The organism is Ruegeria sp. CG11, from assembly GCF_056537245.1.
The window spans coordinates 1-12,722 of sequence record NZ_JBQFRE010000036.1 but is presented as its reverse complement, the minus strand read 5'-3'; the positions used below and the strand labels follow the sequence as shown (position 1 = coordinate 12,722).

Sequence of the window (12,722 nt, the reverse complement as noted above, 5' to 3'; positions counted from 1 at the left end):
CCGAAGGCTTCGCCTCGCCGCACGGGCTGCGGTCCGGGTTCCTGACCCAGGCCGCCCTCGACGGCGCCCCGATCCAGGCCGCCATGCGCCTCTCGCTGCACCGTTCCATGGCACAGGCGCAGAAATATTACGATGACATCGATATCGCGGAAAACCCGGCAGCGGACTTGTTGGGGTGAAGAAATACCCAATCAGCTAAATTGGCCCCCTGCCCTTCCCCATTACTTGTCTTGGTGCGCAAGCCGCTACTCTTTTGTGCCAACTGCTCGCTATGAAATGCTCAACTCGAGGCGGAGCATTCAGAAGAGTTTTGTGCGTGTGCCTACTTTTTTGCACGGTAGAACTTCATCGGCTATTAAAGCCCGAGAACCGCTTCAACAAGGTTTACAGTTGTAAACCACTTTGCTCTGATGCAAAGCGTATGTAGTTTGCAGCTTTGTAGAACCCACAATATAAGCGAAAATCCTTGACTTAGGACAATGAATCACGGCTGTTTGTCTCAAGTGGCGCAAAAATGACCACATTCTTTAATTTGAGGCAACTACATGATTCCCGTGACACCACTTGTGGCAGAACGACCATCGGCTCTCGCCACGGAAATTTCTGAGAGATTAAACTCGGCTATCCGGGAACATCTTCTTGCGGCATTTGCCCCTGACAACACCAAATCACTACGCAACTTTGCAGCTCCAGAAGCGGCCGAACTCTTAGGTGTCTCAGGTCAATTCATGCGTAAGGTCCACGCAGAAGGAACGATTCCTGAACCAAAAGACGTGCGCAGCGGTCGACGTTACTATACCGCCCATGAGCTTTGGGAGGCTCGCGAAACGCTTGAGAAAACATCTCGCAAAAAAGGGCGCTATATCCCTCGTCGGACTGAAGGAGAGAAACTCCAAGTCTGGCAGTTGATGAACTTCAAAGGTGGCAGCAGCAAGAGCACCACAACAATTCACCTGGCTCATTATTTTGCGCTTCGCGGTTACCGTGTACTGGCCGTTGACCTGGATCCACAAGGCTCGCTTACATCCATGTGCGGCATCAGCCCGGAAATAGAGTTTGACGGGCTGACGATTTACGATGCCATTCGATATGAAGATCCGGTAGATATGGCGGACGTTGTGCTTCCAACATACTTCCCCGGTCTGTCTGTGGCACCGTCACGGCTTGTTCTTTCCGAATTTGAGACAGAATCTGCCGTTCACTCCAACCCGGACCATCCGTTCTTTACGAGAATAAGGAATGCCCTGGCCCAGGTAGAAGGCGATTTTGACCTTGTTCTGATTGATAGCCCACCTCAACTCGGATTCTTGACAATAGCCGGGATGGCCGCTGCCAGTTCATTGCTTGTGCCACTGACACCTTCGATGCTGGATGTGTCTTCGACGGCTCAATTTCTCGAACTCGCTGGTGCTTACATGGCAGTCATTGAAGATGCCGGCGCTACGCTCGAATACGATAACTTCAAATTCCTGATAACGCGTGACGAGCCAACAGACGTACCGTCTCAACAACTGGCTTCATTCATGCGAGCACTGTTTCAGGATCGCGTTATGTCAGCTACGGCCCTCAAAAGCACCGCAATCAGTGACGCCACAATGCTCAAACAATCAATTTACGAGGTCGTGCGGTCGGAAATGACACGCGCAACTTATGATCGGGCAAAGAACTCAATGGATGCGATCGGCTCTGAGGTAGAGCAAATGATCCATCAAGCATGGGGACGCAGCTAATGGCTAGAAAATCGCTTCAGGAGATGTCGGGGATCGCAAACACCATCGCGCGCTCTAGCCCCAAGGCCATCGATAAAGTCCCAAAACCCAATGCCCCTGCACTTGGTGCGCTTCAGGGTTCTCTGGCCGCAATCAGGGAAATTGATCCTGCTCTGATCGACGATTGGGGCCCAGCCGATAGGCTTGGTGAGTTTACAGCTGTAAACACTGACGAAGAAGACGATAGCTTTGAAAGCTTGTTGTCGAGCATCCAAGACGGTGGCCAGCAAGTTCCCATTCTTGTCAGAAAATCGAAATCCGACGGTCGATACGAGGCAATTTATGGGAGGAGGAGGCTCAAAGCCTGTCGTGAACTCGGTATTAAAGTCCGCGCAAATGTTCAGGATATCGACGATGCTTCAGCGCTTCTCGCCAAGGGGCTTGAGAATGCTGCGCGGCGCAATCTTTCCTTCTACGAAAAAGCACGTTTCGCCGAGGCGATCCTGACTTCCGGGCATGACTCTGCAACGGTGCGGCAGGTATTGAACCTTTCGAAATCAGGGCTGTCTCACCTGACAAAAGTTACGCAGCATGTTCCTGCAAAGATTGGTGACATGATCGGCGCGGCCCCAAAATCAGGCCGCCCAAAATGGACCGTGCTTGCAGAACACTTCGTGGCAGGCAAGCTGGCGGAAGATGAAGCGGCAAACCTGCTTGCAACCGTTGAGCCATCGATGTCGTCAGATGATCGGCTGGAAATGCTCCTAAAAGCAGCTGCCAAACGTGGCGCACGACAAAGAGAAGGTGCAGCCGAAGTCAGCCCAATCGAAGGCGTTACAATCAAATCCACCAACGGATCACTTACTGTTTCGGTCAAAAGGACCGGAGCTAACGCTGGCTTCGCTAGCTGGTTGGACAAAAACATGGCTGAAATCATCAAGCGCTCACACGCTGAGTTTACAGCTGTAAACACCGAGAAAAAGAACTGAGGACGAGCAAAAAGGAGGAAGGCAAACAAACAAAACCCCCGAAACCGGAGCTTCGAGGGCTGCTGCGCAAAGCGCAATTCTTAGATTAGACACCTAGAATCTAGCAGCACCCGAATCGCCACACAAGAAAAAACGCTCTTGAGCGAACGGGTAATTTTTGTCTGCCGATAGATAATCATGAAATCACTAACAGCATTGGCTCCAAATGGAGCAACCTTGTCGGGAACGGCAGGGCAGGGGAGTAGTACGCCCAAAAAATGGATACTTCTTCGCGCCGTTGAAGAGGCCAGAGAACCTCTTGGGTTAAAATCCACAACTCTCAATGTCCTGAGAGCGATGATTTCCTTTGTGGGCGGTGATCAGATTGCTGCGGACCAAGATGATCATCACATCTGCTTCGCGTCCAACGCGGTAATCGCCAAACGAACTCATGTCAGCGTGCAGACAGTTGAGCGTCATATCTCGACGCTGGTTGAGCTTGGACTTATTCGTCGCATCATGAGCGCAAACGGCAAGCGATGGGCGCGCCGGGATCGACAGGGCAGGGTGGTCACCGCAACAGGGCTCTCCTTGATGCCACTGTCAGAACGACACGCTGAGTTCATCCAGGAAGCCCAGAGGCATGCTGATCGAGTTCTGGAGTTCACCGTACTCCGCGACAAGGTTTCTGCCGCTCTGGCGCGCCTTAGGGAACTCTTAGCAAATGACACCGCGATCTCTGATTTGATGACCACCGTACGCAATGCTCTGCGTCGCAAACCAGATGCGAAGGTACTCAGCGAGCTGCTGGTAGAAATCTCTGTGGAAATCTCCGAGATAACACAGACAGATACAGAAAATTTGAGGGCCAGTGACGATGAAATTGAGGGGCACAAAGAGGACTCTTTGAATCCGGAAGTTAAAAAAGAAAAACTTTCTCAGATTCAAGTTTCTCCAGACCAAATGGAGCGCAGTTTTCCACGGCTATGCTCAGAACTACGCTTTGCAAAAGATCAGCACCACTGTGATCAACTTATGGACGATATCGCCGAGTATCTAAGGCTTGGCCAAACCTGGTATGCAACGAAATCAACGTTTGGCCCAGCTATTCGCTTCATTGTTCTTGGATACATCTTTCAACGTGCTGAGAACATACAGTCTCCAGGGGCTTACCTAATTTCATTGCTGGCTAAGATCGAAAAGGGTGAGTTGTCTCCAAAAGCAATGCTCTCGCGGACCTCCAATGCTACGTAAGTTTGGGGAAACTGGATGAGATTTACCGTTTTCAGATTACACATCCAATCGATGATCGGGTTGAAGAATTTGAAAAGGTGAGCAATAGGATTGACCTTTATAAATCACGAAACCATAAATAGTGAGCTATAGAAAGGAAGCTTATACCTCACGATGTGGAACTGGCAGAACCCTGACTGGCCGACCTTTCGTTACGACGCCGCAAGACTCGAACGATACGAGCAACAGTTCTTATTGTCCTCAGGGGAAGTTCTTGGAGCGGTTCATCATGTGAACACATCAGATCGAGACCAATTGCGTATCGACCTGCTAAGCGAAGAAGCGATGAAGACCAGTGCGATCGAAGGTGAGATGCTGGATCGTCTCAGCGTGCAATCTTCCTTGCGCCGACATCTTGGACTGGCTCCCGACAGCTATCCATCCAAACCGCGCGAGCAGGGTGTTTCAGAGATGATGGTGGATGTTTATTCCAACTATTCGGGACCACTGTCACACGACACCCTGTTTCGGTGGCATGACATGCTTCTGTCCCATGACAGGCATCTGGAAACGATTGGAGCATACCGGAGCCATGAGGATGCGATGCAAATCGTTTCAGGCAGGCTCGACCGCCCAACGGTGCATTTCGAAGCGCCACCTTCACATCAGGTTCCGGCTGAAATGGACCAGTTCGTGACCTGGTTCAACCGGACCGCACCGGATGGTCCCGAACCATTGCGTGCACTGATCCGGGCAGGATTGAGCCATCTGTATTTCGAGAGCATTCACCCCTTTGAAGACGGCAATGGTCGGTTGGGCAGGGCGCTGGCGGAAAAATCCCTGGCGCAGAACATTGGTCAGCCAAGCCTTATCGCCCTTGCTTTCACGATCGAGCGAGAGCGGAAGGCTTACTACGACCAGCTCGAAAGCCACCAAAAGACACTGGACGTCACACCATGGCTTGTTTGGTTTGCCGAGACCGTTCTTACAGCACAGCAGGTGACGCTTGAGCGGGTTGGGTTCTTTATATCCAAGACGCATTTCTTTGACCGGCATCGTGACCAATTCAACGCCCGGCAAAGCAAAGTAATCGCACGTTTGTTCAAGGCTGGCCCGGAGGGGTTCAAAGGGGGACTAAGCGCGGAGAACTATATCTCGATCACGGGAACGTCCCGCGCCACGGCGACCCGGGATCTGCAGGATCTTGTAGAGAAGGGGGCTCTGATCCGAACGGGTGAACGCCGGTACACACGCTATTGGTTAAAATTGGGCCGGGTAGGGGGCTGACGTGCGGCACGAACGGCGGAAAGCGGGCTTTCGCTGCAAGAGGCTGGCAAGCTGTTTTAACTTGCAAAAGCGGACCTTGGTTGCGCCTCTAGAAACTTCAAGATATTCGAGCGACGTTCAGCAAGAAACTCTGCATATCCTTCCAAAAGCACAGTGGCGCTCGGGTCGTTTTTGGAACTTGCTCGACCCTCGTCGACTTGCTTCAGAGCCTGGTCAACAGACGGCGGCTTCCTGCCCTTTAGCGAGCTTCAGTCTTTCGCATGTGCGGCACGTCGAAAACCGCACTTTCCGGACGTTCAAAATCCGGTGCCGGATGGCAGGTGGGCGGACAATGCGGACGATCATCAAAGACTGGTGAACGGCCACCTAGGCCTGAGATTGCAACCAATCAGAAAACACTTGGGCGGGTTCTGTGGTGGTGGAACGTTGCGGGCGGACAATGAAATAGCCGTAGTCAGGGAGTTCGACATCCGAAAGGCGGTACAATTTGTTGCTCTCCAGTTCGCTTTTGACAAGATCATCCATCAAAGCAATGCCTTGACCGTCAATCACAGCCTGCACGCGAACATTCGGATCAGCCACGATCAGTGCATCTCTTCGTGTTTGTTGCGGAAGGTTGGCGACGTCCAGCCAACAAGACCATGCGTTGCTGTCGTCACGATCGCGGAGCAATGTAAAGTGCGAGAGCGCCGCCTTCACTCCGTGCCTTTCTATCTGCTCAACCGCGTGAGCGCCGCCAACAGGATAGGAGCGCAGGGGCAAAAACGGTGTCGCGACGTCGTCCCCGAAACGGCCATCGCCCCATCTGATCGCAAGATCAACGTCTTGCATTTCGTATTCCGAGAACTGGATCATAGGCTGAATGCGCAGTTGCACGTCCGGGTAGCTTAGCATGAAAGACATCAGTCGCGGCGACAGCCAGCGGGCGGCGAAATAGGTTGAAACACCGACTGTCAAGGTTTGAGAGGACATTCCCTTTAACTCTTGAATGTCGGCTTCGATCTCTTCGTATCGGGTCTGGCAGGCCGCCAACAGTTTCAGGCCTTCGCCTGTCAGGACAACCCCCCGGCTCGTTCTCTTGAATAGCGACATCCCAAGATCAACCTCTAGCGTCTTGATCTGATAGCTGATCGCACCCTTGGTCATGTTGAGCGCTTCAGCCGAAGCTGAAAAACTGGAATGCTTGGCGATTTCGGCAAACAAGCGAAGCAGATCATGATGGTGAAACAGAGTGGGCATAAAAAAAGCCGTACAAATTTTTTGAACACAATGAAAAGAAAATTTCGATTTTCAGACCTGCAATCGTGCCCAATATAAGATTCAGATTTGAAGGTTGGAGATGTAACGTTGGGAGAATTGAACGCAGGTATAACGGGCAGCGCGTCAACCATTCAGCGTACTAAGGCACGTCGAGGGCGCTTGACGCGTCACAATACACCTGTGGAAAGCGTAATCTTCTCTGGCCGCAAGATACCTGCGTACAACTTGCTGAGCGAAGCTGCTTTGTCCCGGATCGAAGATCAGGCGGACTGGATATTGCGCGAAATAGGCGTCGAATTTCATGGTGACGCCACAGCGTTGGAGTTGCTCGCGGCTGCAGGCGCCAAGATCAACGGCAAGCGGGTGCGGTTCGAGCCGGGCCATGCCCGCGAGCTCTGCGCCACCTCCCCCAGCGAATTCCAGTTGCATGGCCGGGACCCGACCAGAACAGTGACGCTTGGGGGCGATAACGTCGTGCTGATGCCCGGGTATGGTTCTCCCTTTGTCAGTGATCTGAAGAATGGTCGGCGATACGCCACGCTCAAAGACTTCCACAACTTTGTGAAGCTGGCCTATTGCACGCCAGCGCTTCACCATTCTGGCGGGACAGTTGTTGAACCGACGGATGTGCCTGTGAACAAACGGCATCTGGACATGATGCTGGCGCATCTGACCCTGTCGGCCAAGCCTTTCATGGGGTCTGTTACCGCCCCTGAACGGGCGCGTGACAGTATCGAAATGGCAAGGCTGGTCTTTGGTCGCGACTTCATGGATCGCAACGCAGTGATGCAGGCGAACATCAACGTCAATTCGCCACTGATCTATGACGATACCATGACGCGCGCTTTGCGCATCTATGCTGAAGCGAACCAATGCGTCTGTATTTCGCCTGCCATATTTGCTGGGGCGATGGGCCCGCTTTCGCCCGCCGCTGTAGCCGCGCAGACCCTGGCCGAGGCGATGGTCGGAATCGCGCTTGCGCAACTGGTCCAACCTGGCTGTCCGGTGGTGTTCGGATCCTTCCATTCCAGCATGAACCTGCGCACCGGCGCACTGACCTTTGGCTCGCCCGAGGCCAACATGACCACAATGGCGCTGACTCAACTGGGCCGTCGGCTTGGCGTCCCCGTGCGTTCTGGCGGCGGGCAGATCACATCTTCCAACGCGCCGGACGGTCAGGCGATGCAGGACAGCGCGGGCGCTTTATGGTCCACGCTTTTGTCCGGTGCGCATCAGGTTTGGCATGCGGCAGGCTGGCTCGAAGGCGGATTGGTCATGTCATATGAAAAATTCATTCTGGATCTCGACCATTGCGGAGCAATGCTAAAGCTCTTGCAGGGGTTTGACACCGACGACGAATCCTTCGGCCGCGATGCCTATCGCGAAACAGGTCCAGGACAAAATTTCCTGTCCACCAGCCATACACTTCGCCACTACACAACCGCGAACTTCGAACCCCGGATATCCGACGCAGGCCCTTACGAAACCTGGTCGGAAAACGGATCGCTCAGAGCCGATCAACGCGCCACCGCACAATGGCGGCAGATGTTGGACAGCTATCAACAACCCGAAATGAAACCCGGCCTAGCAGTTGCACTCGAAGACTTCGTGTCAGAGCGCAAAGCCGCGATGCCGGACGAATGGTACTAGAAAGGAACGCCATGACCGAAGATCTCAGCCGCACTTCTGCCCTTGCCTCGCGCCACACGGCCCTGGGATCGGGGCTTGAGGATTGGAACGGGATGGGCACGGCCTGGACATACAACACCGATCCAAACGATGAACATGACGCGGTCCGGGAACGGGCTGGCATGTTCGACATGTCCCCGCTGAAAAAGGTGATGGTGCGGGGCGCAGAAGCGCAGGAGGTGCTGGATCATCTGACCACGCGCGACCTTTCGAAACTCGCTCCGGGGAAGGCGGCTTATCTCTGCGTACTGACCGAACAGGGTGGGATCGCGGATGACGCCATTGTTTCGAACAATGGGAGTGACGAATGGATGATCGTGCATGGTTCAGGCGACACCATGGCGCTGCTCGAGGCATCGGCGGAAAGCCGTGATGTCGAAGTCCAGTTTACCGATGATCTGCACGATCTGTCGGTACAGGGACCAGCCGCGCTGGAAATCCTAAACGCAAATGCGGATATCGACCTGGCCGATCTGGCTTATTTCGAGCACGCGCCCGTGACGCTGTTCGGCCATGCCTGTCGCATTTCGCGCACCGGTTATTCAGGCGAACGCGGGTACGAGATCTTTGCCGATGGGTCCGTGATCACCGACATTTGGGACAAACTGGTCGCAGCGGGCGTCATGCCCTGTTCCTTTACCGCGCTCGACAAGGTGCGGATCGAAGCAGGCCTTTTGTTCTACGGCTACGACATGACCGAGGACAACACCCCTTGGGAGGTGGGCCTGGGCTTTACCATCAGCAAGTCCAAGCCTGACTTTCGTGGCAAATCCGCAGTATTGGCCGCGCTAGGCAGTGAAAAGATCACCAATGTATGCCTCGATATCGACCATTCGGACATGGTCGAAGGTGGCGAAACGCTGTCCTTGAACGGAGAAAGCGTTGGGCTGATCAACAGCCCCAGCTATTCGCACCGCCTGGGCAAGTCGCTGGCATTGGCCCATGTTCAGACCGGATTGACCGTCGGTACAACCTTGAGCGTTAAGAGCGAAGGACTAGAGACGACAGCGACAATCGCCGCTAACCCAATCTATGATCCTGAAAAGTCACGCACTCATAGCTAAAGCCGTGGAGACGAGCGCAAAGAGCGGCCACAACGGTCGCCTTTGCACAATTTGACTGTATTCGATCAAACCTCCACCAAAGCAGCCGTTCATGACTTCCGCAGCATAAGTAACAATGGGCTCAATGCAGTCGTTCTCTGCAGTGAGCCTGCACAAGCCATTTGAGCCCTAACCAGACCTCTGCCATTGATTAGAATTTCGCGCACGCAGCATGTGACTCTCGTCGTAAATGGGCCCTTGAGGCGTGACTTAAGCTTGAAGCCTTTTTCTGACCACTGGGTTCTGGTCATCAGCCCCACATCTTCCGGGATCTGGTCCCACCATTTGAAGGTTTTCCCGCGGAGCGATCTGGATGGCGCCGGCGGCAGGGTAGGGGGTTCGAGATCAGTATCTTCGATCAGTAAGCCGGCAAGCGCAGCAGCTGCATCCTGGCGACGGTTTTCTCCCTTTTTGATGACGGATCGCCTGAAATCATAGCGCTCTCGCTGTTTTTGTAGAAAGTGCTCGTCGCCATCGAGATTTATGTAGAATCTAGCGGCCGCAAGATCGAGTATCTTGACCTCGTGAGACAGTTGCTGCTCCCACAAATGCTCAGGGAGGTCCTCGTGAACCAAGACGATTGAAACCGACCATGGATTCTCGTTGCCTTCTTCGGAGATGTATCCCCTCATCCATACGGGATGCCAGTTCGGCCGCCAATTCGCGGGGCAGGTGACCAAGTTGAAAACGGCCATCGCGCCACCACACCTGGATTGCATTGGCGTCATGCCTGTTCTCAGGCTGGCGCACGAGTTGCACACGATCACTAAATTTCGGTCGCACGTCACCGATCAGCTCGTCGGTGGTGTCGTAGTCATAAAACTGGAGGCCTGCGAGGTCAGTCTCCATCCAGCGGGTGGTTTCCGGATCTTCATTGAATTGGGTGACAGAGATGAACTGGGGCATGTTTTCTGTTTTTGTTTGAATATCACCTATGGCGATTTAGGCGGCGTTAAATTGATTGAGGATAATCGCTTCGACTGGGGGAATAATAAGGTTCTGTTACTTCTCTAAGTGCGGTTCGCTGAGCCCAGTTGGCGAAGGCATGGCTGAGCGGCTTGGAGGTAGCGAACAGTACTAACCAACCTGATCGCTGCCAGCTTAATCGGACCAATTCATTTTGTGACGGACCAAGGCAGTCAAAATTGGAGATCTGAGCCCTGGCTGAGATGCCAAGCGCAGGACGCGTCGTGACCCCAAATTTGCGAGAATCATAGCTTTCCGCGAGACTGATAGCTGTTACTGGGAGCGATCCATTATGTTTAGAAAATCTTTTTACCGATTGGTTTTGATATCGTTAGTTTCTCTATTTGGCTTTCATGTCCCAGAAACTGCGGCAGATAACATAAACGAAGAAGATGTCACCGCTGAGCTCAAACATTACGATCTCCGTCTCTTCAATACGGTCTATTCAGACCCGAAGATGGTAGTCGCTGAGGCACACAAAAGGGATGGGCGCCTTGCAGTAGTCGTCCTTCATATACCTGGATCCGACGACAATCCGGCCGACTATTTGGTGATTGCTGGAGATCCTGTCTACAAGCAATTTTTGGAAACAGAATACACGAAATTCCTCGAAAAAAGCCGAATTGAAGTGGATAAGCTTAGACGCGTAGGCACAATTTTGTATGTGGAAATGCATCATGTGGTCTTCGGTGCACGCATACCACAAGACCCCGGTAAGTTGACCACAATTCAAATTGGAAACTTCAAGATCCATGTAAAGCCGGATGGCTCGGGAGGGCTTACCTCGGAAGTAACCGCAGAACGTATTGCCCCAGGTGGCATGACTGCCGGGAAAAGATCGAATGCTTTGGTAGTGGTGGAACAACGAAAGAAATCGGAGAGCCAGGAAAGGGCAAAGAAGCGAGACGCTAAGGCGCAGGAGCGCGTTTCACAACAGCGAACTATTTACGCTGATGCGACCACCAAGGGAACAGTCTACAAGGGGTTCGATTTTTGGGTTTACTTCGAAAATCCGATGCTAATGGAGAGTGTTTTCAACGGTGGTGGTTCTGGCCAGGATCTTGACGGGATACTGTTGGCCTGGGTTTCAGCATTTGAAGCACAATGCAGCCATCTCCTTGTTGATGACTACCACGAATTTGAAGACCAGACGCTGGTTACAGTCAGAAATGGTCTTGGTGTTGTTAGGTCGCAGCATATTGAAACTGACAGGGTCCGAGTCAGATCACATTTTGCACCATTTGTACTCAACGCACGTTACAGTGCGAATCCTTCAGGCATGACCGCCGCCCTCGAACATCTAGGGCGAATCCAGAGCGGTGACTTCTCAGGAATTTTTGAAGTGCCGACCCAGATCCGTTCTCCTATCGTCGATGCAGGTACGTTTATTGCGTTGTCCGGTTGTGACAGTAATGCTGTTCGGCAGTTCGATATGAATCTGCTGGCAGCTCTCGGCGGTGGTAGAACAGCACAAGAGTTCAATGACTTTGATCGCCCAAAATCTCTTTCCGAATCCAGCCCTGAACCGACAGGCAAGGATTTCAGCAGCATGTCTGAAGCATGCTGGCATGACGCGATTTACGAGACAAGCACACTGAAACCCTATTTGCCGCAGCTTTGCGTCTGCGAGGAAAAGGCTATTGGGAACAGGTTAAGTGCAACGTTGAAGAAAGAAGCAATGTTTAACTATCCAGAGTTCAGACGCATGTTGAGGGAAGCAAAAACACCCGAACTCTACGAGCTAAGGAAAGCCAGCTATCAAGCGTGCAAGCAACTACTTGAGTAGACCAACCTCTTCCGTCGGTTTAATCATCGTCGTCAATTATTCTGACCCTAAGAGGTGAGTTTGGTGCGGTGCAGCAGACATTATGCTACAGTTAGGTGGTATTTGCAGAAGGTATTTTGACCGATGGCGAGGGTAATTACATTTGTAGCTTTAGTGACCGTCCTATTGCCAGTTCAACTGCGAGCCGAGGACAGTTTTATCGGCACATGGCAGCCATACAGCAAGACCACTTTTTTTTGGGGTGCATTGACCGTTCAAACCGAACGGCTGACCTATGCAGAAGGAATGAAGGCTGGGCTTGCTCCGGTACGCAATGGGGGGAGCGTCTTTAGGCTCGTCAATCCCGAAGGTGAAGCATTCATGGATTGCGGCGCTGATCCGGTGACATATGTAGGTTTTCGCGTCTTGAGTGACGGCCAGCTAGCAGTGCTGCACTACGGGGGAGACACACCGCCGAATGAGCCGACCGGTAATGACCCAATGGCAGTAATCCAGAACGGGGCGTGTTCGGTTAGTTTTTACGAAAGGTGAGCGAAGCCTGCGGCAGGGTTTTCACATCGGATCTGTTGCAAATTTTTGGCTGTTGACGAGGTCAGATACTGCGGGTGAATGACTTTCGGTATAATCAGCCGAAAGTCAGTTCATGATCTCCTTCAAAGGCGCGCAATATCCGAAGGATGTGATCCTGTTCGCGGTGTTTTTCTATGTCCGATACGGTGTG

The 12,722-nt window shown here is 52.7% G+C and carries 11 protein-coding genes and 1 pseudogene; 10 read left to right on the top strand and 2 right to left on the bottom strand.

The annotated features are described in order from the left end of the window. The first annotated feature begins 545 nt into the window (after positions 1 to 545). From repA to ACR0KW_RS23650, 4 genes are all read left to right on the top strand, one after another. Complete coding sequence (gene repA / locus ACR0KW_RS23665; protein WP_480807216.1) at positions 546 to 1,730, top strand: plasmid partitioning protein RepA; 1,185 nt, start codon at positions 546 to 548, stop codon at positions 1,728 to 1,730. Next, on the top strand, positions 1,730 to 2,698 hold the full coding sequence (gene repB, locus ACR0KW_RS23660; RefSeq protein WP_480807215.1) for a plasmid partitioning protein RepB: 969 nt from the start codon (positions 1,730 to 1,732) through the stop codon (positions 2,696 to 2,698). Before repA ends, repB begins: the two co-directional genes overlap by 1 nt. 177 nt (positions 2,699 to 2,875) lie before the next feature. Further along, a complete protein-coding gene (locus ACR0KW_RS23655) occupies positions 2,876 to 3,931 on the top strand; it encodes a helix-turn-helix domain-containing protein (RefSeq protein WP_480807214.1) in 1,056 nt (351 codons plus the stop codon). A gap of 153 nt (positions 3,932 to 4,084) precedes the next feature. Next, a complete protein-coding gene (locus ACR0KW_RS23650; protein WP_480807213.1) occupies positions 4,085 to 5,197 on the top strand; it encodes a DUF4172 domain-containing protein in 1,113 nt (370 codons plus the stop codon). 366 nt (positions 5,198 to 5,563) lie between these two features. On the opposite strand, the gene ACR0KW_RS23645 is transcribed toward ACR0KW_RS23650, so the two are convergent. After that, positions 5,564 to 6,436, bottom strand: a complete 873-nt coding sequence (locus ACR0KW_RS23645) for a LysR substrate-binding domain-containing protein (RefSeq protein WP_480807212.1) — start codon at positions 6,434 to 6,436, stop codon at positions 5,564 to 5,566. 180 nt (positions 6,437 to 6,616) lie between these two features. Between ACR0KW_RS23645 and ACR0KW_RS23640 the strand changes: the two genes are divergently transcribed. After that, complete coding sequence (locus ACR0KW_RS23640; protein ID WP_480807211.1) at positions 6,617 to 8,107, top strand: trimethylamine methyltransferase family protein; 1,491 nt, start codon at positions 6,617 to 6,619, stop codon at positions 8,105 to 8,107. A gap of 11 nt (positions 8,108 to 8,118) precedes the next feature. Continuing rightward, positions 8,119 to 9,210: an aminomethyl transferase family protein gene (locus ACR0KW_RS23635; protein ID WP_480807210.1), complete on the top strand. Its 1,092-nt coding sequence runs from the start codon at positions 8,119 to 8,121 to the stop codon at positions 9,208 to 9,210. Positions 9,211 to 9,801: 591 nt separating this feature from the next. Here ACR0KW_RS23635 and ACR0KW_RS23630 read toward each other — a convergent pair. Then, on the bottom strand, positions 9,802 to 10,041 hold the full coding sequence (locus ACR0KW_RS23630; RefSeq protein ID WP_480807217.1) for an HIRAN domain-containing protein: 240 nt from the start codon (positions 10,039 to 10,041) through the stop codon (positions 9,802 to 9,804). On the opposite strand from ACR0KW_RS23630, the gene ACR0KW_RS23625 reads away from it, so the two are divergent. The 4 genes and pseudogenes from ACR0KW_RS23625 to ACR0KW_RS23610 all read left to right on the top strand — a co-directional run. After that, on the top strand, positions 9,931 to 10,263 hold the full coding sequence (locus ACR0KW_RS23625; RefSeq protein ID WP_480807218.1) for a hypothetical protein: 333 nt from the start codon (positions 9,931 to 9,933) through the stop codon (positions 10,261 to 10,263). The genes ACR0KW_RS23630 and ACR0KW_RS23625 overlap by 111 nt on opposite strands. A gap of 244 nt (positions 10,264 to 10,507) precedes the next feature. Further along, a complete protein-coding gene (locus tag ACR0KW_RS23620) occupies positions 10,508 to 12,001 on the top strand; it encodes a hypothetical protein (RefSeq protein ID WP_480807209.1) in 1,494 nt (497 codons plus the stop codon). A 123-nt stretch (positions 12,002 to 12,124) separates the two neighbouring features. Further along, a complete protein-coding gene (locus ACR0KW_RS23615; protein ID WP_480807208.1) occupies positions 12,125 to 12,532 on the top strand; it encodes a hypothetical protein in 408 nt (135 codons plus the stop codon). A 112-nt stretch (positions 12,533 to 12,644) separates the two neighbouring features. Continuing rightward, positions 12,645 to 12,722, top strand: a pseudogene (locus ACR0KW_RS23610) (IS6 family transposase); the annotation flags it as partial.

Excerpts from the sequence above, each read along its gene's own strand:
- ACR0KW_RS23645 (WP_480807212.1), bottom strand. The coding sequence starts at position 6,436 with ATGCCCACTCTGTTTCACCATCATGATCTGCTTCGCTTGTTTGCCGAA.
- ACR0KW_RS23655 (WP_480807214.1), top strand. The coding sequence starts at position 2,876 with ATGAAATCACTAACAGCATTGGCTCCAAATGGAGCAACCTTGTCGGGA.
- ACR0KW_RS23615 (WP_480807208.1), top strand. The coding sequence starts at position 12,125 with ATGGCGAGGGTAATTACATTTGTAGCTTTAGTGACCGTCCTATTGCCA.
- ACR0KW_RS23620 (WP_480807209.1), top strand. The coding sequence starts at position 10,508 with ATGTTTAGAAAATCTTTTTACCGATTGGTTTTGATATCGTTAGTTTCT.
- repB (WP_480807215.1), top strand. The coding sequence starts at position 1,730 with ATGGCTAGAAAATCGCTTCAGGAGATGTCGGGGATCGCAAACACCATC.
- repA (WP_480807216.1), top strand. The coding sequence starts at position 546 with ATGATTCCCGTGACACCACTTGTGGCAGAACGACCATCGGCTCTCGCC.
- ACR0KW_RS23650 (WP_480807213.1), top strand. The coding sequence starts at position 4,085 with ATGTGGAACTGGCAGAACCCTGACTGGCCGACCTTTCGTTACGACGCC.
- ACR0KW_RS23635 (WP_480807210.1), top strand. The coding sequence starts at position 8,119 with ATGACCGAAGATCTCAGCCGCACTTCTGCCCTTGCCTCGCGCCACACG.